Raw genomic sequence first — 22,949 nt, 5'->3', positions numbered from 1 at the left:
TCTACACGGGCGATCAGCGCCACGGCACGCGGATGCGCGTGGTGAGCGCGATCGGCCGAAGTTACCGATCAGTAACGAGTGGGTGGGTCGATGTGGGGACGGTGGACAACCTCGGTATCGTGTCCGCATGGCTACCGAAATCGACAGTGCGGGAATCGAGAAGAACACGTCGAACGACGTCCCCAAGGGAACTCTGGCGGCAGTGAAGAGTTTTCTCGCCGATCACGGAAACTCCGCTCAGGTCGTGATCCAGCCGATCGGCCGGGCCGGAACACGGCTCACCATGGTCGGTGCCGACGGCGTGCTCGGTGACCAGGTTGTCGCCACCCACGCCATTGCCCGAGCGGTCGTCGACGAGTTCGACGAACTGACCGAGGCCGAATGGGACCGTGAGCTGGTCAGCTCCGTCAACCCGGCTCCGGGCCATTACGAGAAGATGGCCGGCTGGGTGGCGCGTCAGAAGAAATTTCCCAAGGCGCGCAACCAGGCGATCGTCTGAGCAAAAGTCGCTCCGAAATTTGTTCGATCGGGCGGGAACCATCTCGGAACCCGGTGCGTCGAAGTCAGTGGAGGGGCAGTCGGCCATCTGAGGGGGAGGTCGGCTGCCCCTCCACCCTGTTCGAAGCCGCACCACTCGTCACGACCGTACTGCGACGTCCTCGACGGTCTCGATCTCGTCCGTCACGACCGGGCCACGGGTGCGGCAGGCAGCCCAGACGGCCGCGGTCGCAGCGGTGCACGCGCCCGCTCCCGCGACGTGAAAGGCGACGAGCACAGCCGGAACGCCGGTGAAGTACTGCACCAGTCCGATCAGAGACTGCGCCAGCACCAGCGCGATCAGAACGTGCAGGCGACGCTTGACCGCACTCGGCGCTCGTACCGCGTACAGCGCGAATCCCAGCCCGACCAACAGGGCCAGGTAGCCGACCAAGAACTGGGAATGAGCGTGAACGAGCGTCACGATCTCGATGCCGAGACGTGGCACCGGCTCTTCGATGCTCTTGTCGCCGGCGTGGGGACCGGCCCCGGTCACCATTGTGCCCGCGACCAGCACACCGGTCAGGGCCACTCCGGACAGTCCGACGAGGGCGCGCAGCGCGGCCGGGACAGTGGGGGTCGATTCGGATGCTGCGTCGCTCTCGCCCACCTTGGCGTACAGCAGCGTGGCCAACCAGACCATGGCCATCGAGACGACGAGGTGAACTGCGACCGTCCACCACAGCAGTCCCGTCAACACGGTGAATCCACCGATCACGGCCTGGACGACGGTGCCCAGCGGCATCAGCCATGCAAAGAACAGCACCTCGCGACGACGCCGTGCACGTGTGACCGCAACGACGATGGCGGCGGCCGCGAGCACCACCACGAATGTGAGGAGTCGATTCCCGAACTCCACGGCCTGATGCAGCACGGGGACCTCGGATACACCGACCGGAGTGAAGCTGCCGGGAAAGCACTGCGGCCAGGTGGGGCACCCGAGGCCTGAACCGGTCACTCGCACGACTGCACCGGTGACGGCGATGCCGCCCTGGGTCACTATCGCGATGAACGCCAGAATTCGCTGCACACGAAGCGACGGCAGAGGAAGGAGATCGACGACGCGCAAGAACGCTCTGTACAGCACACCACGATGGTAAACGCCGATCAACTACACAGCGTCGTTGGGTGGTGAGGCTGCGTCAGGTGAACTTGAACGTGCGGACCGCCAGAGTGCCGCACACCGCTGCCCACACCAGCAGCACGACCACGCCGAACACGTCGAAGGACGACGAGACGCCTCGGCTCAGTGCCTCACCGAGCGCTCCGGACGGAACGATGCGAGCGACGTTCTGCACGCCCTGGGGAATTTGATCGTCGACGAATACCACGCTGCCGATGCCGAGCATCACGAACCAGGCGATGTTCGCCAGCGCCAACACGATCTCCGCCCGCAGCGTGCCGCCGAGCAGCAATCCCATGGACGCGAACGTGACGGTGCCCAGAGCGATGATCACGGCACCGAGCAACAGGCCCGTGGCGGTCGGGCGCCAACCGAGGCCGACGCCGATGGAGCCGAGCAGAATCGACTGCAGGATCACGACGATCACCACGGCGGCGGATTTGCCGCCGATGATTCCCCAGCGCGGAAGCGGTGTTGCACCGAGCCGTTTCAGCGCGCCGTAGCGGCGGTCGAAACCGACCGCGATGGCTTGGCCGGTGAACGCCGTCGACATGATGGCCACCATCATCACGGCAGGAACCACCTGGGCAACTCGGTCGTCGCCCAGTGCGCCGAACGGTAGCAGCGTGAGACCGATCAGCAACGTGATCGGGATGAACATCGTCAGCAGCAACTGTTCGCCGTTGCGTAGCAGCAACTTCAGTTCGAGGCGGGTCTGCGCGAACAGCATTCGCGATGCCGAGGCCGGTTGTGGACGAGGCGCGAACAGACCTGTCTCGAATCGGTTGTCGGCGAGCCGGGCTTCTCTGCGCACCGTCACTTCCTCAATTCTCTACCGGTCAGTTCGAGGAACACGTCCTCGAGACGGCGCTGATCGACCTGCAACTCGGTGGCCAGGACGTCCTGCTGGGCGCACCAGGACGTGACGATCACCAGTATCTGCGGCTCGATCACACCCGACACCACGTAGGACCCGGGCGTCGGTTCCGACGGTACGTACCCCGGGGGGAGAGCCGCGTCGAGCATCGAGAGTTCGAGACCAGGGGGAGCGGTGAAGCGCAGTTGGCCCTCGGCACCCTGTTTGGTCAGTTCCGACGGCGAACCCGACGCCACGACGCGACCGTTGTCGATGATCGTCAACCGATCCGCCAGCTGCTCGGCCTCGTCCATGAGATGCGTCGTGAGCAGCACGCCCACACCGTCGCGCCGCAATGCGTCGATCAGCTCCCACACCAGCAGCCGGGCCTGCGCGTCGAGACCAGCAGTCGGTTCGTCGAGAAACACCAGTTCGGGACGCCCGACGATGGCGCAGGCCAGCGCGAGTCGCTGCTGCTGTCCGCCGGAGAGGCGCCGATACGGGGTGCGAACAGCCGAGGTCAGACCGAGGCAGTCGAGCAGCCACGCCGGGTCGTGCGGATCGGCCGAGTACGACGCAACGAGCTCGAGCATCTCACCGGCTTTGGAACCGGGATACGCGCCGCCGCCCTGGAGCATGACGCCGATACGCGGCCTCAGCTGCGCCGACTCTGCGATGGGGTCGAGCCCCAGGACGCGGACCGAGCCACTGTCGGGGACGACGAAGCCTTCGCACATTTCGACGGTGGTGGTCTTGCCCGCACCGTTCGGGCCGAGGAGCGCCAGGACCTCGCCGGGGCCGATATCGAGGCTGAGGCCGTCGACAGCGGTGACGCCGTCGTACGACTTGCGCACGTCGCTCAGCTGTACGACAGGTTGCGCCGCTTTCGACGTCCCGGAGATCACGAGGACTCAGCGTATTCGTCGGCCCCGCGGTCGCGTGCCGGTGGTCCGGTGCGTGTGGGCCACGGCATACGGTTTCGGGTCAGCAGATACAGCACTGCGATGGTCAGGATCGTCATCACCGCGGCCTGCACGATCTGGAACGGCAAGTACTCACTGCCGTTCGGCATCAGGATGACGCTGACCAGAGACGAGAAGGCGATCGCAGGTCGTCGGAACGACGGCGTGGTGGCCCAGGCGGCCAGCGGAATCACCGCCCACAACAGATACCAGGGTTGTACCACCGGAAACAGCAGTACGACCGCGCCCAGAGCCACGCCGAGTGCGCCGACCGGATGCAGTCGACCCCGTAGAACCGCGACCAGCATGCGGACGACGATGACGGCGGCGACGACGGCCGCGATAGGACGAGTGAGGCCCAACACGGCGGTGGTGTGGTCGCCGAGGCCGAGCAGCACTCCCACGAATCCGGTGCCCAGGCCGAGAATCGTGGGTATGGACATCCAGCTGCGTACGACGCCTGCTGTCCCGAGAGTGTTGATCCAACCGAATCCGAGTCCGCTACCCAGGCTGACGGCGACTTGGACCGCGACGACGATCGTGCCGAGGAGGACTGCCACGTACACTACGGATCGGAGGGTCCCGCCCCACCGCCTCGACAGCGCCATTCCCACGAAGCCGAGCGCGATCAGAGAAGGGATCTTGATCGTCGACGACAGCGCAATCAGCGCCGCTCCGCCGACGAGGAAGGCGACGTCGGTCCTCCGCATGGCTCCTGAGTGTTCGACGGCCCGAAGCGCGAGCTCGGTGCCCGCGAGCATGAGGCCGATCATCAGGGCCTCGTTGTGAATTCCGGCAACCAGGTGGAACAGCAGCAGCGGATTGGCGGCACCGAGCCAGAGCGCACTCACCGAGGCCACCCCGCAGCGCCGGGCCAGACGCGGCAGAGCCCAGACGATCAGCGCGACGCCCGCCAGCGCGAGCAGGCGATGCAGAAAGATGCCGGCGACGATGTTCTCACCGGTCAGGTAGGTGATTCCGCGGCCCATCCACAGAAACAGCGGACCGTAGGGCGCCGGAGTTTCGCGCCAGATGTTGGGAACGGTGCGGGTCAGCACGTTGTCCGCACCGAGTGCAGTCTGGGGGCCGACTTCGTAGGGGTCGAGCCCGCGCGCGGTGATCTCGCTCTGCGCAAGATACGAATAGACGTCACGCGAGAACATCGGTGGCGCAACACACAGCGGCAGAATCCACAGCAGCAGCGTGCGGTCCATCTGCGATCTGGTGAGTCGCCGCGGAATGGTGCCGGATCGCGTCCGACCGAGGGCGAACCTGCCCAACAGCAACCAGGCGATCACCACGATGACGGTGCCGGTCATCGTGACCGTCAGGGCAGAGGTGGCCATGCGGGACGGCAGGCTGAGGAATCGAACGCCGAAGACGGGATTCTGCAGCACCGGCTGCGCGCCTGCGCCGAGGGCACCGATCGCCATCAACAGCGCGCCGGCGGCGCCGAAACGGCGGATGTTCCTGAGCTGAACCGTCTCCGCCGGGTTCAGCCCGGGCGCCTCCTGCTCGTCTCCGTGCAGGGTGGCGACCACGCCCCCCGGCGGAGTGGGTTCGAGTCCGATCACTCGGCGTGCGGGGGCCGCCACGTATCGATGGAGAATCTGTCCGAGCGCCGATCTCGAGTCGTCGGTACCGGTTTGCCGACGTGCTCTGCCCGTGAATCGTGAGCGTTCGGCACTCTGCTCACTGTCGGTCGATGACACAGTGGGAGCGTAGCTGTGCTCATGCCCGACGCCCGCACCGTCCTCCCGGCCGAGATGGAACGAGGATCGAGGCCGGCATAGGGCACCCTTGGTGGACCAGGCAAAACAATTCCGTCACACTGGTGTTGTGAAAACAACCGAAAGCACGTTCGCGCGTCCGGGGAGTGTCGATTCCTCGACCGCCGGCGCAGGCGCGCCGTCGGTTCGACAGGCCTCGCTCCCCGAGGGACAGACCAGGGGTGCGGTGGTCACTCTACTGCTGGAAGAGGGCCCCATCACGGCCTCCGACATCGGCACGCGGCTGGGATTGAGTGCGGCAGGGGTCCGACGTCATCTCGATGCGCTCATCGATGCCGGCGAGGCTCGCATCACCACCCCGGCAGGGGCGCGGCAGCGTGGCCGTGGTCGACCGGCCAAGTACTTTCAGCTCACGGCCGCCGGACGTAACCGCCTCGGTCACACCTACGACGATCTCGCCGGTGCCGCAATGCGGCAGCTCCGCAAGATCGGCGGGGACGCGGCCATCGAGACGTTCGCCCGGCAACGCGTGAACACCATCGTGGCCGATGTCGAACCGGCATCGGGGTCCGATGCGCACTCCGTGGAGGATGCGGCAGAGCGAATCGCCGATGCGTTCAGCGCGGCCGGGTTCTCTGCCACCACGCGCCAGGTGGGTAACGGCGTGCAGATCTGCCAGCACCACTGCCCGGTATCGCACGTCGCCTCGGAGTTTCCGGAGTTGTGCGAAGCGGAACAGTCCGCGTTCGCAGAGATTCTCGGCACACACGTGCAGCGTTTGGCGACCATCGCCAACGGCAACTGCGCCTGCACGACGCACGTACCGCTGTCACCGACGCGATACTCGAACACCGATAGTTCCGACAAGAAGACTCCCGACGCGCAGCCCCGTGTCGGAGAACGCCCAAGCCTCCGGAAGGAGCCCGCATGACCGTCACACCAGACCAGGTGACACCCACCGCGCCGCTGACCCAGGACGAGACCATCGCCTCGCTCGGCACCTACGGATACGGCTGGGCCGACTCGGACGTAGCCGGTGAAAGCGCCAAGCGCGGTCTCTCCGAGGCCGTCGTCCGCGACATCTCGCAGAAGAAGAGCGAGCCCGAGTGGATGCTCGAGGCGCGCCTCAAGGCGCTCAAGACGTTCGAGCGCAAGCCGATGCCGAACTGGGGTTCCGACCTCGACGGCATCGACTTCGACAACATCAAGTACTTCGTGCGGTCCAGCGAGAAGCAGGCTGCAACGTGGGAAGACCTGCCCGAGGACATCAAGAACACGTACGACAAGCTCGGCATCCCCGAGGCGGAGAAGCAGCGCCTCGTCTCCGGTGTCGCCGCCCAGTACGAGTCCGAGGTCGTCTACCACTCGATCCGTGAGGACCTCGAGGCTCAGGGAGTGTTGTTCCTCGACACCGACACCGCCCTCAAGGAGCAGCCGGAGCTGTTCCGCGAGTACTTCGGCACCGTCATCCCCGCAGGCGACAACAAGTTCTCCGCACTGAACACCGCGGTGTGGTCCGGTGGGTCGTTCATCTACATCCCGCCGGGCGTCCACGTGGACATCCCACTGCAGGCCTACTTCCGGATCAACACCGAGAACATGGGTCAGTTCGAGCGGACGCTGATCATCGTCGACGAGGGTGCATACGTGCACTACGTCGAGGGCTGCACCGCCCCGATCTACAAGTCGGATTCGCTGCACTCCGCCGTGGTCGAGATCATCGTCAAGAAGGGTGGCCGTTGCCGTTACACGACCATCCAGAACTGGTCCAACAACGTCTACAACCTGGTCACCAAGCGCGCCAAGGCAGAAGCAGGCGCGACGATGGAGTGGGTCGATGGCAACATCGGCTCCAAGGTCACCATGAAGTACCCCGCTGTGTGGATGACCGGCGAATACGCCAAGGGCGAGGTTCTCTCGGTCGCGTTCGCCGGCCCGGACCAGCACCAGGACACCGGCTCGAAGATGCTGCACCTCGCTCCGCACACGTCGTCGAACATCGTCAGCAAGTCCGTCGCCCGTGGTGGTGGCCGGACGTCGTACCGCGGTCTGATCCAGATCAACAAGGGTGCGCACGGTTCGCGCTCGACGGTCAAGTGCGACGCGTTGCTCGTCGACACGATCAGCCGTTCGGACACGTACCCGTACGTCGACATCCGTGAGGACGACGTGTCGATGGGTCACGAGGCCACGGTCTCGAAGGTCAGCGACGATCAGCTGTTCTACCTGATGAGCCGCGGCATGACCGAGGACGAGGCGATGGCGATGGTCGTCCGCGGATTCGTCGAGCCGATCGCTCGCGAACTGCCGATGGAATACGCGCTCGAGCTCAACCGGCTCATCGAGTTGCAGATGGAAGGGTCGGTCGGATAAGTGAACAACCCCCTCACCGGAGTCATGGGTGCCGTGGCATCCGAGAACCCCGATTCCGCCAAGGAAGACAAGTCGAAGCTCGTCGCGAACAAGGGCGCTCAGTTCACGTCGTACGACGTGAACGCGTTCGAGGTGCCGTCGGGCCGTGACGAGCTGTGGCGCTTCACGCCGCTGCGTCGTCTTCGCGGACTGCACGACGGTTCCGCCGTCGCCGACGGGGCCGCTCAGGTCACCGTCGGGGCGCCGGACTCGGTGGTCGTGGAAACCGTCGGACGCGATGACGAGCGCCTCGGCAAGGCCGGAGTACCGGCCGATCGCATTGCAGCTCAGGCATTCTCGGCCTTCTCCGAGGCCACGGTCGTCACCGTGCCGAACGAGGTGGAGGTGGCCGATCCCATCGAGATCACCATCGACGGCCCCGGCGCGGAACACGTTGCGTACGGGCACGTGCAGATCGTGCTCGGCACGTTCGCTCGCGCGACCGTCGTGATCGATCAGCGCGGGAGCGGAACGTACGCCGAGAACATCGAGTTCGTTCTGGGCGACAGCTCGCAACTGCACGTCGTGCTGATCCAGGATTGGCAGTCCGACGCCGTACACGTGGCTGCGCATCACGCGTTGCTCGGTCGCGATTCCGTGTTGAGGCACTACAACGTCAGTCTCGGCGGCGATCTGGTCCGCATCAGCCCGACAGTGCGGTACAGCGCGCCCGGCGGCGACGCGAACCTGCTCGGTGTGTACTTCGCCGACGCAGGCCAGCACCTCGAGCAGCGACTGCTCGTCGACCACTCGGCACCGCACTGCAAGTCCAATGTCATGTACAAGGGCGCGCTGCAGGGCGAAACCGGCCCCGGCACCGTCGACGCGCACACCGTCTGGATCGGCGATGTTCTGATTCGTGCCGAGGCCGAGGGCACCGAGACGTACGAGCTGAACCGAAACCTGGTGCTCACCGACGGCGCTCGCGCCGACTCGGTGCCGAACCTGGAAATCGAAACCGGCGAGATCGTCGGAGCCGGGCACGCGAGTGCGACCGGTCGCTTCGACGACGAGCAGCTGTTCTACCTGCGTGCTCGCGGCATCTCGGAGGAGGTCGCTCGTCGACTCGTCGTCCGCGGTTTCTTCCACGAGATCATCGACAAGATTCCGGTCCCCGCCGTACGCGAGCGTCTCGACGCCGCCATCGAGACCGAACTCGCCGTCGCCGGCGCGTAGGTCCACCCGAACTCCTCTCGACTGCACAAAGGAACTTTGATGTCCACACTCGAAATCCGCGACCTGCACGTCAGCGTCGCCAACACCGACTCGTCCGCCGAGCCGATCAACATCCTCAAGGGTGTCGATCTGACCGTGAAGTCCGGCGAGACGCACGCGATCATGGGGCCCAACGGTTCCGGCAAGTCCACCTTGTCGTACGCCATTGCAGGCCATCCGAAATACACCGTCACCTCCGGCACGATCACCCTCGACGGTGAAGACGTCCTGGAGATGAGCGTCGACGAGCGCGCCCGCGCCGGCCTGTTCCTGGCTATGCAGTACCCGGTGGAGGTGCCGGGAGTCTCGATGTCGAACTTCCTGCGCACCGCCGCCACCGCAGTACGCGGCGAAGCTCCCAAGTTGCGGCACTGGGTCAAGGAAGCCAAGACCGCCATGAGCGAACTGGAGATCGAGGCCAACTTCCTCGAGCGCAACGTCAACGAAGGTTTCTCCGGTGGCGAGAAGAAGCGTCACGAGATCCTGCAGCTGGGACTGCTCAAGCCCAAGATTGCGATCCTGGACGAGACCGATTCCGGTCTCGACGTCGACGCGCTGCGCGTGGTGTCCGAGGGCGTCAACAAGTACAAGGAACGCGAGGACGGCGGAGTGCTGCTGATCACGCACTACACCCGCATCCTGCGCTACATCAAGCCCGATTTCGTGCACGTCTTCGTCAACGGTGAGATCGTGAAGTCCGGCGGTGCCGAGCTGGCAGACGAGCTCGAAGCCAACGGATACGCCGGCTACACCCAGGCCGCGACCACCGGAGCATGAGCGTGGCTGCGCCGGCAGCTGTAGCGGTGGCGGCATCGTTCGATGTCGCTGCCGTTCGCCGCGATTTCCCCATCCTTTCGCGCACCGTCCGTGACGGAAAGCCGTTGGTGTACCTGGATTCCGGTGCCACCTCGCAGCGGCCGGTGCAGGTACTCGACGCCGAACGCGAGTTCCTCACCACGTGCAATGCCGCTGTGCACCGCGGGGCGCATCAGCTGGCCGAGGAAGCCACCGACGCGTACGAGGGAGCCAGGGCGGCCATCGCCACGTTCGTCGGTGCAGACGTCGACGAGATCGTCTTCACCAAGAACGCGACCGAGTCGCTCAACCTCGTGACGTACGTCCTGGCCGATCAACGCTTCGATCGCCATCTCGGACCCGGGGACGAGATCGTCGTCACCGAACTCGAACATCACGCCAATCTCGTTCCGTGGCAAGAGCTTGCAGCCCGCACCGGCGCAACCCTGCGGTGGTACGGCGTGACCGACGACGGTCGCATCGACCTCGATTCGCTCGAGTTGTCCTCGGCCGTCAAGGTTCTCGCGTTCACGCATCAGTCCAACGTGACCGGTGCCGTTGCTCCCGTCGAAGAGTTGGTTCGTCGGGCCCGGGCTGTGGGCGCGCTCGTCGTTCTCGACGCGTGCCAGTCGGTGCCGCACATGAAGGTCGATTTCCACCATCTCGACGTCGACTACGCCGCGTTCTCGGGTCACAAGATGCTCGGTCCCTCGGGAGTCGGTGTGTTGTACGGCAAGGCTGCACTCCTCGAGGCGATGCCTCCCTTCATCACCGGCGGCTCGATGATCGAGACCGTCACCATGGAGAAGACGACGTTCGCCGCGCCTCCGCAACGATTCGAGGCCGGGGTGCCGATGACCTCGCAGGTCGTCGGACTGGGCGCAGCTGTGCGGTATCTGGAGAACATCGGTATCGACGTCATCGCCGCGCACGAGAAGGCTTTGGTCGCAGCAACTCTCGCCGAGTTCGCGAAGATCGACGGGGTGCGCGTGATCGGCCCGACAGAGAATGTCGACCGTGGTTCTGCGGTGTCGTTCGTCGTCGACGGTATCCACGCCCACGACCTCGGACAGATCCTGGACGACGAGGGTGTCGCCATTCGCGTCGGGCATCACTGCGCGTGGCCGCTGCATCGACGGTTCGGTGTGGCCGCGACAGCGCGCGCCTCGTTCGCTTTGTACAACACGGTCGAGGAAGTACAGGTTCTTGCACAGGCAATCCGCCGCGCGCAATCGTTCTTCGGAACCACCGACCAGGGCGGGGGAGGGGAACTCTAGATGCGGATGGAACAGATGTATCAGGAAGTGATCCTCGATCACTACAAGCACCCGCACGGTCGCGGACTGCGCGAGCCGTTCGGTGCAGAGGTACACCACGTCAACCCCACGTGTGGCGACGAGGTCACTCTGCGGGTTCACGTGGACAACGGCACCGTTGCGGACGTCTCGTACGACGGCCAGGGATGCTCGATCAGTCAGGCAGCGACGTCGGTTCTCACCGATCAGGTCGTCGGTCTGAGTGTGGTCGATGCGCTGAAGACGGTCGACGCGTTCAGCGACATGGTCGGCAGCAGAGGTACCGTCGAGGGTGACGAGGACGTCATCGGCGATGGCATTGCGTTCGCCGGTGTGGCCAAGTATCCGGCTCGCGTGAAGTGCGCGTTGCTGGGTTGGATGGCTTTCAAGGATGCGGTTGTTCAAGTAGTGGACGCAGATTCGACAGCTACGACGGGCGAGACCGCCCAGTCGGCACTTTCCGGAGGACAACAATCATGACCGATGCAACAGAGACGACGCCGGCCGAAGCCACGCCGGTGGCATTGACCGCCGACGAGATCAAGGTGCTCGAAGACCTCGAAGAGGCCATGCGTGACGTCGTCGATCCCGAGCTCGGAATCAATGTCGTCGATCTGGGTCTGGTGTACGACATCAAGATCGACGCCGACGACATCGTCACGGTCGACATGACGTTGACCTCGGCGGCGTGCCCGCTGACCGATGTCATCGAGGATCAGGCCCGCGGCGCTCTTGTGCGCAGCGGACTGGCCGCGGACTTGAAGATCAACTGGGTGTGGATGCCGCCGTGGGGTCCGGACAAGATCACCGACGACGGCCGCGAGCAGCTCAGGGCACTCGGCTTCACCGTCTGACCCGACGACGGTTCCGCTCGGTCAGGCACCTTTCGCTTCGTCGGTTTTCGACTCCGCGGCCTTGGCGGGTGCAGACTTCTTCGCTGCAGTTTTCTTGGCCGGGGGCTTCTTCGCTGCCGCTTTCTTTGCGGGTGCCTTCTTGGCGGGAGTCGAGGTCGACGACGATCCCGACTTCGCATTCTTTCCGGCCGCCTCGACACTGCGCTGTAGCGCTGCAACCAGATCGACGACCTCGGCGTCCTCACCGTCGTCGTCTTTCTCGGCCTCGGTGTGGACGACCTTCTCGCCCCCGTTGGCGAGGGTCTCGTCGATCAGCTTGCGCAGCTCGATCTGGTAGTCGTCGGTGTACCCGGTGGGGTCGAACTCCGAGGACATGCTCTCCACCAGTGACGTGGCCATCTTCACCTCTTGCGGACGCGCCGACGGTGCATCCTCGAGTGACGGGAACTCGGCTGCTCTGACTTCATCCGGCCACAGCAGCGTCTGAATCACCAACACGTCGTCACGCACCCGCAGCGCGGCCAATCGGGTCTTCTGCCGCAGCGTGAAATGAACGAGCGCAGTGCGTTCGGTTTCTTCCAGCGTCTCTCGCAGCAGAACGTACGCCTTCGGTGACGCGGAGTCCGGCTCGAGGAAGTAGCTCTTGTCGTAGAGAATCGGATCGATCTGCTCGGTCGGTACGAATTCGAGAACCGGAATCTCGTGCTTCTCGGCCGCCGGAAGTTTGTCGAAGTCGTCGTCGGTGAGAATCACACGTTCGCCGTCGGGGGAGTCGTAGGCCTTGTCGATGTCGGCGAACTGTACCGACTTTCCGCATTCCTGACAGATGCGGTCGTACTTGATCCGACCGCCGTCCTTCGCGTGCACCTGATGGAACCGAATATCGTGCTGCTCGGTGGCCGAGTAGACCTTCACCGGAACATTGACCAGTCCGAAGGCGATCGAGCCCTTCCATATGCTGCGCATCTGTCCATGATCGCCGACCGAGCACCCGCGTGTCGACCGTTGGCAGGAAAGTCAGGCTCTGTGCAGCGGTCGAGCTATCGTGCGCGCGATTGCGACCCTGGCCGAGGCCGGAAGCGTGGGAAACATCTTCAGCATTGCGGTCATCGTGCCGATTGCGTCGTCGTGTCCGGAGAGATAAGAACGCTGGAGTTCGACCGGGAGCGAGAAGAAACTGGAGAAGAACTGGGGCACCATCTCCGGTTCCAGACCGAGCGCGGTGCGGAGGCCGAGATTGCGCAGCTTCTGGACCGTCCAGATGTGCACCGCACGGCTTCGTCGCGGATGACCGCCGTCGCGGAACCTCTCTACCAAGTGGTCCGCGGAAGCCAGCGATGCCGCGACGCTGTACCCAGTGGCAGGGTGCATCAGGTTGGACCGGGATCCGAAGAGCACAGGACCTCCTCGTCCGGTGTGTACTCGCGAACGCGGCGGCGGTTCGACCGAGAAGCGGACTCGCTCGACGGCCTCGTGCCCAGTGGGTTCGAGATTGCGCTGAGACAGCCGGTGGTGCAATCGCGTACGGAGAACATCCAAGCCGAGCGCAGGTCGACCGACGAGACAGGTCTCCTCGAGCAGGACACGATCGTCATCGAGCGCCACGGCATACAGAAAGCTGGGAGCTTCGCCGGGCGACGCGCCGTTGTCGGTGCGCCAATCCATGAACCAGGCGTCGGTGCCCTCGAGGATCGGTTCGGCGCGCTCCCGTTCGACGACGATGCCGTATGCGGTCTGCTGCGCGAGGTCACGCGAATCGAACGTCCCTCGGGCATCGACGACGTGACCAGCGTCGATGATCGTCCCGTCGGACGTGGTCACGCGGGAACCGGTGACGTCGACGGCCGTTCCAGCGAGCACCTGCACTCGATCGAGAGCCAGAGTGCTCTGCAGCGCAGATGTATCCAGCACGCAGTACGTGCGATCGATGGTCCGATGGCGGTCGGTCCACACCGCGGGCTCGAGCGCGGTCGAGGCGACTGCGGTCTCGGGTAGCCACGATGGCAGTTCGTCCGCCCAGGCCGAGTACGTCGGCGTCCACGTACGCGACGGGTGTGGATCGAGGGCCAGCACGTCCAGGCCCGCCGCGGAACAGCGGTGAGCGACTGCTCTTCCTGCGGGACCCAGACCCACCACCGCGACGTCGGCCGAGAAATCGTTCACATTCCGCCGGTGGCGAGCAGACCACCGTCCACCCGCACGGTTTCGCCGGTGATCCAGGACGACGCATCCGACACCAGGAAGGCGACAAGCGCCGCCACATCCTCCGGGTTTCCGAGACGCTTCATCGGGTAGCCGGCGGCCGCCGCGTCTTCGCCGTTGGCGACGAGGGCCTCGGCGAATTTGGTCTTCACGACGCCCGGTGCCACGGCATTCACTCGGATCTTGGGACCCAGTTGCCAGGCAAGCTCCTCGGTGAGCCGTATCAGGGCGGCTTTGGACGCACCGTAAGCCGCGATCACGCCGGTGGAGCGAATGCCTGCCACGCTGGCAATGTTGACGATCGCGCCGCCGTGCTGTCCCATCCAGGCGTGAAATGCCTGCTGGACGAAGCCGAGGGTGCCGACGACGTTCGTATCGAAGATCTTGCTCACGCCGGTCAGATCGGCATCCATCAGCGAGCCGTAGACGGGATTGATACCGGTGTTGTTCACCAGGATGTCCAGCGAACCGAAGGTCTCCACGGTCTGCGCCACGGCGTCGCGTCGATGGTCCGGATCGCCTGCATTGCCGTCCAGTGCAAGCACGGAGTCACCCAGTTCTGCTGCTGCCGCCACGAGAGGTTCGCGCTTACGTGCGGTGATGGCGACATTCGCGCCGCGAGCGAGCAGCTCTGCGGCGATTGCCTTGCCGATGCCCCGGCTGCCGCCGGTGACGAGTGCGGTACGCCCGGTGAGGTCGGGAATCGGTGCGCTGCGTTGGGTGACTGTTTCGGAGGCGTCGGTCATCGACCAGACGTTACCGGTGTCACCGTCGTTCCTGGGTGAGGGCACGTGAATGCTGAGCTAAAATGGGAGTTTGCTGTGCCGTCGTTCGGCGCACCTGTGTTCGCTCGTCGGTCGACGGGCAACGATCTTGTTCGGCAATCGCTAGGAGCTCACGCGTGATCACCGCCACCGACCTGGAAGTTCGTGCCGGTGTGCGGACCCTTCTGTCCACCGAGGGGCCCGCGCTCCGTGTACAGGCAGGCGACCGCATCGGGTTGGTGGGCCGTAACGGTGCAGGCAAGACCACCACTCTGCGCATCCTGGCAGGCGAGGGTGAGCCGTATGCAGGCGAGGTCGTGCGCACCGGAGAGCTCGGTTACCTTCCGCAGGATCCCAAAGAAGGCGACCTCGATGTGCTGGCCAAGGATCGAGTGCTCTCGGCCCGGGGCCTGGACACTCTGCTGCACAGTATGGAGAAGCAGCAGGCGCTGATGGCCGAGGTGGCCGACGAGGCGTTGCTCGACAAGGCCGTCCGCAAGTACGGCGAGCTCGAAGAGCGATTCGCTTCGCTCGGTGGTTACGAAGCCGAGAGCGAAGCAGCTCGCATCTGCAACAGCCTCGGCTTGGCCGACCGCATCCTCGGTCAACCATTGCGGACCCTGTCCGGTGGTCAGCGCCGACGCGTCGAACTGGCTCGCATTCTGTTCGCCGCGTCCGATGGCAGTGGCGGGCGCTCGAACACCACGTTGCTGCTCGACGAGCCGACCAACCACCTCGACGCGGACTCCATCACGTGGCTGCGGGGATTCCTGCAGAACCACGAGGGCGGGCTCATCGTCATCAGCCACGATGTCGAACTGCTCGGTGATGTGGTGAATCGGGTGTGGTTCCTCGATGCCGTGCGCGGTGAGGCCGACATCTACAACATGAACTGGAAGAAGTACCTCGACGCTCGGGCCACGGACGAGCAACGGCGTCGTCGCGAGCGCGCCAACGCCGAGAAGAAGGCGGGCGCACTACGCGTCCAGGCCGCCAAGATGGGGGCCAAGGCGACGAAAGCCGTTGCGGCACAGAACATGGCGAAGCGCGCAGACAAGCTGATGGCCAACCTCGATGCGGAGCGCGTATCCGACAAGGTTGCGCACATTCGCTTTCCCGAGCCGGCTCCGTGCGGCAAGACACCGTTGATGGCCAAGAACCTCACCAAGATGTACGGGTCGCTGGAGATCTTTGCCGGCGTCGACCTGGCCATCGACCGAGGAAGTCGAGTTGTCGTGCTCGGGCTCAACGGTGCGGGCAAGACGACGCTGCTGCGGATCCTCGCGGGCACCGAGAAAGCCGACACCGGCGAGATCGAGCCGGGCCACGGCATGCGTGTGGGCTACTTCGCCCAGGAGCACGACACCCTCGACGATCACGCGTCGGTGTGGGAGAACATCCGGCATGCGGCACCCGACACCGGCGAGCAGGAGCTCAGATCGCTTCTCGGTGCCTTCATGTTCACCGGGCCCCAGCTCGAGCAGCCGGCAGGAACACTCTCGGGCGGTGAGAAGACACGTCTGGCGCTCGCCGGACTGGTGTCCTCGGCCGCGAACGTGCTGCTGCTCGACGAGCCGACCAACAACCTCGATCCGATCTCGCGCGAGCAGGTCCTCGACGCGCTCCGCAGCTACAAGGGTGCCGTGGTGCTGGTGACTCACGATCCTGGTGCCGCCGAGGCTCTCTCACCCGAACGAGTGATCCTCCTTCCCGACGGCACCGAGGATCATTGGTCGCAGGAATACCTGGAACTGATCCAGCTCGCCTGACCCGCAGGCCGGCTCGCCCGGGACATCCCGCTCAGTCCTGCCTGCGGACCGATTCTTCGACCAGATCCAGAATGGCCGAAAGATTGGACCCGCCCTGCCCTGACGCGATTCGGGCGACCAGACCGTCCAGCACGAGGTCCAGGTAATCGGCCAGGACGTCGTTGGGCACGTCATCGCGCAGTTTTCCTGCCGTCTTCTGCCGTTCCAGTCGGCCCAGGGTCGCGTCGGTGAGCTCTGCCGACCGTTCGGCCCAGCTGGTTCGGAAGTCGGCGTCGGTTCGAAGCCGTCGGGTGATCTCGAGCCGCGTTCCGAGCCACTCGAACTGCTCGGGCTGGGCCAGCATGTCTCGCATCACCTGAACCAGACCCTGCGCCGCCGCGACCTCTGCCATGCGACGAGCATCCTCCTGCGCCAACGCGAGGAAGAGACCGTCCTTGTCCTTGAAGTGGTGGAAGATGGCTCCGCGCGAGAGGCCCGTCGCCTCCTCGAGGCGTCGCACCGTCGCGCCCTCGTAGCCGAACTCTCCGAAGCACTTGCGCGCACCGTCGAGTATTTCGCTGCGGCGAGCGGCCAGGTGGTCTTCGCTGACCTTGGGCACGTGTGAAACTCCTACTTTCGATGAAGGGGCCCGTACCGATACGGCGATGGGCCCGAAACACGTATCGAGTTCCGGGCCCATCGCTGTGCGTGGCGTGTGTCAGAGTGCCGTGTGACTAGCCTCTGATCATGTTGCGCAGGACGTACTGCAGGATTCCGCCGTTGCGGTAGTAGTCCGCTTCACCGGGGGTATCGATACGGACCACGGCGTCGAACTCGACCTTGGTTCCGTCTTCCTTGGTCGCGGTCACTGCCATCGTCTTCGGGGTGGTGCCCTCGTTCAGCTTTTCGACGCCGACGATGTCGAACGTCTCGGTTCCGTCGAGCTTGAGCGACGATGCGCTCTCACCGGCCGGGAACTGCAGGGGAACGACGCCCATGCCGATGAGGTTGGAGCGGTGGATGCGCTCGAACGACTCGGTGATGACGGCCTTGACGCCGAGGAGCGAGGTGCCCTTGGCCGCCCAGTCACGGGAGCTTCCCGATCCGTACTCCTTGCCGCCCAGTACGACCAGCGGAATGCCGGCCTTCTGGTAGTTCTGCGACGCGTCGTAGATGAAGGACTGCGGTCCACCGTCGAGGGTGAAGTCGCGGGTGTAGCCACCCGAGACGTCGTCGAGCAGCTGGTTCTTCAGACGGATGTTCGCGAAGGTTCCGCGAATCATGACCTCGTGGTTACCGCGGCGCGATCCGAGCGAGTTGTAGTCCTTGCGCTCGACCCCGTGGGAATCGAGGTACTGCGCGGCCGGCGTGCCCGCCTTGATGGGACCTGCCGGGCTGATGTGGTCGGTGGTGACCGAATCGCCGAGCAGAGCCAGCACGCGTGCACCCTTGATGTCCTCGACCGGAGCCGGGTCCATCGTCATGCCGTCGAAGTACGGAGGCTTGCGCACGTACGTCGACTTGGGATCCCACTCGAACGTGTCGCCCTCGGGGGTGGACAGGTTCTGCCAGCGGCTGTCGCCGGCGAAGATGGTCTCGTAGGACTTGCTGAACATGTCCCGGCTGATCGACGACTTGATGGTGTCTTCGATCTCCTGCGAGGACGGCCAGATGTCCTTGAGATACACGGGGTTGCCCTCGTGGTCCTCGCCGAGTGCGTCGGTCTCGAAGTCGAAGTCCATCGTGCCCGCGAGGCCGTAGGCGATGACCAGCGGCGGCGAAGCCAGGTAGTTCATCTTGACGTCGGGGGAGATGCGACCTTCGAAGTTTCGGTTGCCCGACAGCACGGCGGTGACCGAGAGATCGTTGTCGTTGATCGCCTTCGAGATCGGCTCGAGCAACGGGCCGGTGTTGCCGATGCACGTGGTGCAGCCGTAACCACCGAGGTAGTAGCCGAGCTTCTCGAGGTAGGGCCACAGGCCGGCCTTCTCGTAGTAGTCGGTGACGACCTGCGAGCCGGGTGCCATGTTGGTCTTCACCCACGGCTTGGTGGACAAGCCCTTCTCCACGGCGTTGCGGGCGAGCAGTGCTGCGCCGAGCATGACCGAGGGGTTCGAGGTGTTGGTGCAGGAGGTGATGCCTGCGACCACGACGGCACCGTGATCGAGGACGAACTCGCCTGCCTCGTCGGTGGTGACCCGGATCGGCTTGCTCGGACGACCTTCGGAACCGTATGCGGCAGAACGAACGTCGACGGAATCCTCCTCGGCGAAGCTCAGCGAAGCGGAGTCGCTTGCCGGGAACGATTCGTCGAGGGCCTCGTCGAGCTTGCTGTCACCCTCGTGCTTCGGGTGGTTCTCCTCGACGTAGTTGTGGATGTCCTTGCGGAACGCAACCTTGGACTCGGACAACAGGATTCGGTCCTGCGGTCGCTTCGGTCCCGCAATGGACGGAACGACCGTGTTGAGGTCGAGCTCGATGTACTCGGAGTACACGGCCTCGTTCTTCGGGTCGTGCCACATGCCCTGTTCCTTGGCGTACGCCTCGACGAGCGCGAGCTGCTCGTCGCTGCGGCCGGTGAGGCGCAGGTAGTTGATGGTTTCCTCGTCGATCGGGAAGATCGCTGCGGTGGAACCGAACTCCGGGCTCATGTTGCCCAGGGTGGCGCGGTTCGCGAGCGGAACCTCGGCCACGCCCTCGCCGTAGAACTCGACGAACTTACCGACGACGCCGTGCTTGCGCAGCATCTCGGTTGCGGTGAGCACCACGTCGGTCGCGGTGACTCCGGGCTGGATCTCACCGGAGAGCTTGAAGCCGACGACGCGGGGGATGAGCATCGAGACGGGCTGGCCGAGCATGGCCGCCTCGGCTTCGATGCCGCCGACGCCCCAGCCCAGCACACCGAGGCCGTTGACCATCGTGGTGTGCGAGTCGGTGCCGACGCAGGTGTCGGGGTAGGCCTGGCCCTTGCGGGTCATGATCGTCGGCGCGAGGTACTCGATGTTCACCTGGTGCACGATGCCCATGCCCGGGGGGACGACCTTGAAGTCGTCGAACGCGCCCTGTCCCCAACGCAGGAACTGGTAGCGCTCACCGTTGCGCTCGTACTCGAGGTCGACGTTGCGCTCGAGAGCATCGGCGCGACCGAAGACGTCGAGGATGACCGAGTGGTCGATGACCATGTCGGCGGGGGAGAGGGGGTTGACCTTGTTGGGGTCGCCGCCCAGGGTGGTGACGGCTTCACGCATCGTGGCGAGGTCGACGATGCACGGAACGCCGGTGAAGTCCTGCATGATGACGCGTGCAGGGGTGAACTGGATTTCGAAGCTCGGCTCCGCGGACGGATCCCACGAGGCAATCGAACGAATGTGGTCGGCGGTGATGTTGGCACCGTCCTCGGTGCGAAGGAGATTCTCCGCGAGGACCTTCAGTGCATAGGGCAATTTCTCGGCACCGGGCAAAGCCGACAGCCGGAAGATCTCGTACGAGTTCTCTCCGACTTCGAGGGTGCCCTTTGCACCGAATGAATCATTACTTGCGGTCACTTCAGCTCCACTCGTCTATGAGGCACACCGCCGACGGGGCTGTGTCGACGGTTGAAGCGAGGCGCTGTCCGTGTGTCTCGGCATGGCATCCGGCGTGCGTATTACCTGCGGACGCTCGGGCAGTGTCTCGATGGAAGTCTAACAGTACGCTTGTCCTGTGAAAACGTGCGGGTCCGTTTTGCGGAGGATGCCGACAGAACGACCCGCGTCACAATCCTCACGTACTGTTTCGAGCGACGCAATGAAGGGCGGCCTCAGTTGCTGCCCTGGAGGTGCACGCCTCCCGAGTATCGAGAGCACCGTGACGTAGGGTTTCCCGCGACTGGTTCCTACCGACTGGACGAGAGATGCCTGAACCGATTCACGCCGTTTCCCCACTTGCCACCGATATTCCGGCAGGTCTGGACGTCGACAGCATCGTCGCCACGGTCCGCGAGACCGGCGTGAGTGCGCCCGCCGACGAGGAATCAGCGTTGTCCGCAGCTGTGGCTCGCGCAGAGGACCACGGGATCGATCTGAGCATCGTGATCGTGCCGAACGAACCGCGCCACGACTCGCAGCTGCGCGACCTTGCCACCGCAGTCGGTGCACGCGAGGGTGGCACCGTGCTGGTCCTGAGCCCCGGGCAGGTGGGCACGTTCAGCGACTCGATCAGCCGGGTGACCCTCGAAGCCGGTCAAGATCGCACCTACACCGGCAACCACATCGTCGCGGCCGACAATTTCGTGGACACACTCGTCGAGGATCAGACGCCGTGGGGTCTGCTCACCGGTGGACTGGTCATCGTCGTAGCTGCCGTCGCCACTCTGACTGCAGTTGTCAAGGCCCGCAGATTCCGGGCTCGGGCGACAGCACCCGAGAGCGCGAATCGCGACTCCGGCGAGAATTGACACGACGCGTCGACGCGTCGTTCGGGTGACTGACACCCCACACCCTGGATCCGGCCGTGATCGCGTGACCGTGCCGCAGGAAAAAGTCGGAAAAATTGTTTCCGGCAAACCCCGAGTTCACGGCGTTGTGCCTGGTGGAATTACAAATGTGTCATTTGGGACTGGAGTTTCTTTAGGGTGCAAAGTGTCGTACGGTGCCATTGGCACTGCTGGGGAAGGAGTGTCGCAGAAGGCAGAGTGTCGTCCGTGGGGAACTCGGGAGGCCACTGCTTCGGGTGTGACTGACGTGGTTCGCACCTGTCGTGTCGCTGCGTGCTTCTTTCCCGCCCGGCGATAGCGCTCACCGTCACCTGCGATCGGGGTGGGAACGGCAAGCGCGTCGGCGGCACGACGGTTCGACTCGGACCTGACTGAATGCCGGACCCGAGGGAGATATTCGTGAGCCGACGTCCAGTCCGCGCCACCCGCCGTAAAGCGCTCGTCCGTACCCGATTCATGCTGGTAGGCACCGGCCTCGTCATCGCGTTGATGGCAACCCTTCCCGGAGTTGCCGCCGCCGTGCCGCCGCCACCGCCGAACCCATCCGACAGCGACCTCGCTGCCGCCGGAAGTGCTGTCGATTCGCGCCTGGGCCAGGTCGGTCAGCTCATCGATGCGATCGCGTCGGCCAACCAGCAACTCGCTCGACTCGACGACGAGGTTGCCTCGAAGCGGGAGGGCGTCAACAAGGCCCTCGTGGATCTGCAGAATGCGCGCGACGCAGCGGACGTCGCTGCCGCGGTCGTCGGTGCAGCACAACAGGCACTTGCCGATGCCGGCACCCAAATTCAGGCAGCCCAACGCAAATTCGACGAATTCGCGAAGTCCAGCTACACCCAGGGCTCCGGTGTTGCGTCGATGGCCTCGTTCCTGGGTTCGAGCGGACCGGACGACGTTTTGGATCGCGCCCAAGTACTCAAGGTGCTGTCCAACAGCCAGAATGCGGTGCTCGACGGGCTCCAGCGGGCCCGGACCGAACAGGCGAATCGCGACTCCGCGGCGCGGGACTCGAAGCAGCAGGCAGATGCAGCGGCGTCGGAAGCCGAGGCCAAGAAAGCCGAGGCCGAGCAGGCCATCGCCGAGGCACAAGCTGCTCTGCAGGCCGAGGCCGATCAGAAAGCAGCGATCGAGTCTCAGCGTGACGCTGCCCAGACCGAGCTCGATTCGGCGCGCAGCACTGTCGCTGGCCTGCAGGGTCAGCGCGCGGCCTACGGCGACTGGGAAGCCCAGAAGGCAGCCGAGGATGCGGCCATCGCGGCCGCCACCGCCGCAGCGAAGGAAGCTGCTGTGCAGGCAGCTGCCCGCGTGTCGGCCAACCTCGCGGCGCAGCAGCGCGCAGCGGCCATCGCAGAGGGCCAGCGCTCGCACGTGGACGTGGACGACGATTCGAGCGCGACGACCGACACCGACAGCTCGACCACAACCACGCCTACCAAGCCGAAGACACCGACCAAACCGAAGACGTCCACCACGCCGTCGGTCACCGGAAGCGCGGCCGTCGAGCTGGCGATCGACCGCGGAATGAGCCAACTCGGAGTGCCGTATTCCTGGGGCGGCGGCGACGAGAACGGTCCGACCAAGGGCATCAGGGACGGCGGCGTCGCGGACAGCTACGGCGATTACAACAAGGTGGGGTTCGACTGCTCCGGCCTGATGATCTACGCCTTTGCCGGCCTCGGCATCTCGTTGCCCCACTACACCGGGTATCAGTACACCGCAGGCAAGCAAGTGCCGTCCTCGGATATGAAGCGCGGCGACATGATCTTCTACGGCCCGAACGCCAGCCAGCATGTTGCGCTCTACCTCGGCGACGGCAAGATGCTCGAAGCCCCACAGTCGGGTTCGGTGGTCAAGGTGTCCGACGTGCGATACAGCGGCATGACTCCCTACGCAGTGCGCATGGTGTCCTGAGCACGATCAGGCTCCACTCCGGCCTCTCGAGTCGTTCCGCAGGCTCCACTCCGGCCACGCTGCGGGGGTGC

The 22,949-nt window shown here is 64.8% G+C and carries 20 protein-coding genes; 11 read left to right on the top strand and 9 right to left on the bottom strand.

Going from position 1 to position 22,949, the window contains the following annotated elements; translation table 11 throughout:
• Nucleotides 1-127 precede the first annotated feature (127 nt).
• On the top strand, nt 128-499 hold the full coding sequence (locus CH294_RS22420) for a hypothetical protein (protein ID WP_032377830.1): 372 nt from the start codon (nt 128-130) through the stop codon (nt 497-499).
• Between the two features lie 138 nt (nt 500-637).
• Here CH294_RS22420 and CH294_RS22415 read toward each other — a convergent pair whose 3' ends face one another.
• From CH294_RS22415 to mptB, 4 genes are read right to left on the bottom strand one after another with little or no spacing between them, the layout of a single operon-like run.
• Nucleotides 638-1,624, bottom strand: a complete 987-nt coding sequence (locus CH294_RS22415) for a heme A synthase (RefSeq protein ID WP_094739099.1) — start codon at nt 1,622-1,624, stop codon at nt 638-640.
• 55 nt (nt 1,625-1,679) lie between these two features.
• Complete coding sequence (locus tag CH294_RS22410) at nt 1,680-2,480, bottom strand: ABC transporter permease (protein ID WP_032403376.1); 801 nt, start codon at nt 2,478-2,480, stop codon at nt 1,680-1,682.
• The gene (locus CH294_RS22405; RefSeq protein WP_170944818.1) at nt 2,477-3,421 is read right to left on the bottom strand and encodes an ABC transporter ATP-binding protein; all 945 of its coding nucleotides are present in this window, start codon (nt 3,419-3,421) and stop codon (nt 2,477-2,479) included. Before CH294_RS22405 ends, CH294_RS22410 begins: the two co-directional genes overlap by 4 nt.
• Complete coding sequence (gene mptB / locus CH294_RS22400; RefSeq protein WP_037150679.1) at nt 3,418-5,052, bottom strand: polyprenol phosphomannose-dependent alpha 1,6 mannosyltransferase MptB; 1,635 nt, start codon at nt 5,050-5,052, stop codon at nt 3,418-3,420. Before mptB ends, CH294_RS22405 begins: the two co-directional genes overlap by 4 nt.
• 265 nt (nt 5,053-5,317) lie before the next feature.
• Here mptB and CH294_RS22395 point away from each other — a divergent pair, with 265 nt between their 5' ends.
• From CH294_RS22395 to CH294_RS22365, 7 genes are read left to right on the top strand one after another with little or no spacing between them, the layout of a single operon-like run.
• Nucleotides 5,318-6,139, top strand: a complete 822-nt coding sequence (locus CH294_RS22395) for a metalloregulator ArsR/SmtB family transcription factor (RefSeq protein ID WP_278189882.1) — start codon at nt 5,318-5,320, stop codon at nt 6,137-6,139.
• A complete protein-coding gene (sufB, locus tag CH294_RS22390; protein WP_032398021.1) occupies nt 6,136-7,581 on the top strand; it encodes a Fe-S cluster assembly protein SufB in 1,446 nt (481 codons plus the stop codon). The genes CH294_RS22395 and sufB overlap by 4 nt, the downstream gene beginning before the upstream one ends.
• A gap of 24 nt (nt 7,582-7,605) precedes the next feature.
• Entirely contained in the window at nt 7,606-8,796 is a 1,191-nt protein-coding gene (gene sufD / locus CH294_RS22385) for a Fe-S cluster assembly protein SufD (protein WP_094739186.1), read from the top strand.
• A 39-nt stretch (nt 8,797-8,835) separates the two neighbouring features.
• Complete coding sequence (sufC, locus tag CH294_RS22380) at nt 8,836-9,612, top strand: Fe-S cluster assembly ATPase SufC (RefSeq protein WP_032403380.1); 777 nt, start codon at nt 8,836-8,838, stop codon at nt 9,610-9,612.
• A gap of 2 nt (nt 9,613-9,614) precedes the next feature.
• Nucleotides 9,615-10,907: a cysteine desulfurase gene (locus CH294_RS22375; RefSeq protein WP_032403381.1), complete on the top strand. Its 1,293-nt coding sequence runs from the start codon at nt 9,615-9,617 to the stop codon at nt 10,905-10,907.
• Complete coding sequence (gene sufU, locus CH294_RS22370; RefSeq protein WP_094618362.1) at nt 10,908-11,405, top strand: Fe-S cluster assembly sulfur transfer protein SufU; 498 nt, start codon at nt 10,908-10,910, stop codon at nt 11,403-11,405. It begins immediately after the preceding gene.
• Nucleotides 11,402-11,779 carry a metal-sulfur cluster assembly factor gene (locus tag CH294_RS22365; RefSeq protein ID WP_032403382.1) on the top strand — a complete coding sequence of 126 codons (378 nt, stop codon included), beginning with the start codon at nt 11,402-11,404 and terminating at the stop codon, nt 11,777-11,779. The genes sufU and CH294_RS22365 overlap by 4 nt, the downstream gene beginning before the upstream one ends.
• Before the next feature lie 21 nt (nt 11,780-11,800).
• Here the strand turns inward: CH294_RS22365 and CH294_RS22360 are convergent, their stop codons facing one another.
• From CH294_RS22360 to CH294_RS22350, 3 genes are read right to left on the bottom strand one after another with little or no spacing between them, the layout of a single operon-like run.
• On the bottom strand, nt 11,801-12,745 hold the full coding sequence (locus tag CH294_RS22360; protein ID WP_094739097.1) for a Ku protein: 945 nt from the start codon (nt 12,743-12,745) through the stop codon (nt 11,801-11,803).
• 51 nt (nt 12,746-12,796) lie between these two features.
• Nucleotides 12,797-13,942 carry a lycopene cyclase family protein gene (locus tag CH294_RS22355; protein ID WP_037150491.1) on the bottom strand — a complete coding sequence of 382 codons (1,146 nt, stop codon included), beginning with the start codon at nt 13,940-13,942 and terminating at the stop codon, nt 12,797-12,799.
• Nucleotides 13,939-14,727 carry an SDR family oxidoreductase gene (locus tag CH294_RS22350; RefSeq protein WP_032377843.1) on the bottom strand — a complete coding sequence of 263 codons (789 nt, stop codon included), beginning with the start codon at nt 14,725-14,727 and terminating at the stop codon, nt 13,939-13,941. The genes CH294_RS22355 and CH294_RS22350 overlap by 4 nt, the downstream gene beginning before the upstream one ends.
• A 155-nt stretch (nt 14,728-14,882) precedes the next feature.
• Between CH294_RS22350 and CH294_RS22345 the strand changes: the two genes are divergently transcribed.
• Nucleotides 14,883-16,514: an ABC-F family ATP-binding cassette domain-containing protein gene (locus CH294_RS22345; protein WP_032377844.1), complete on the top strand. Its 1,632-nt coding sequence runs from the start codon at nt 14,883-14,885 to the stop codon at nt 16,512-16,514.
• A gap of 31 nt (nt 16,515-16,545) precedes the next feature.
• Here the strand turns inward: CH294_RS22345 and CH294_RS22340 are convergent, their stop codons facing one another.
• Both CH294_RS22340 and CH294_RS22335 read right to left on the bottom strand, forming a co-directional pair.
• Nucleotides 16,546-17,112 carry a TetR/AcrR family transcriptional regulator gene (locus tag CH294_RS22340; RefSeq protein WP_032403386.1) on the bottom strand — a complete coding sequence of 189 codons (567 nt, stop codon included), beginning with the start codon at nt 17,110-17,112 and terminating at the stop codon, nt 16,546-16,548.
• A gap of 115 nt (nt 17,113-17,227) precedes the next feature.
• Nucleotides 17,228-20,038, bottom strand: coding sequence for an aconitate hydratase (locus tag CH294_RS22335; RefSeq protein ID WP_032403387.1), 2,811 nt, complete (start codon nt 20,036-20,038; stop codon nt 17,228-17,230).
• 347 nt (nt 20,039-20,385) lie between these two features.
• Here CH294_RS22335 and CH294_RS22330 point away from each other — a divergent pair, with 347 nt between their 5' ends.
• Complete coding sequence (locus tag CH294_RS22330; RefSeq protein ID WP_094739096.1) at nt 20,386-20,928, top strand: DUF6676 family protein; 543 nt, start codon at nt 20,386-20,388, stop codon at nt 20,926-20,928.
• Nucleotides 20,929-21,423: 495 nt separating this feature from the next.
• On the top strand, nt 21,424-22,878 hold the full coding sequence (locus tag CH294_RS22325) for an NlpC/P60 family protein (RefSeq protein ID WP_094739095.1): 1,455 nt from the start codon (nt 21,424-21,426) through the stop codon (nt 22,876-22,878).
• Nucleotides 22,879-22,949: the final 71 nt, after the last annotated feature.

Origin of the sequence: Rhodococcus sp. 14-2483-1-1, from assembly GCF_002259335.1 — a bacterium.
Taxonomy (GTDB): Bacteria; Actinomycetota; Actinomycetes; order Mycobacteriales; family Mycobacteriaceae; genus Rhodococcoides.
The sequence above is the reverse complement of the archived record's forward strand: the minus strand, read 5'-3'. Positions and strand labels throughout refer to the sequence as shown.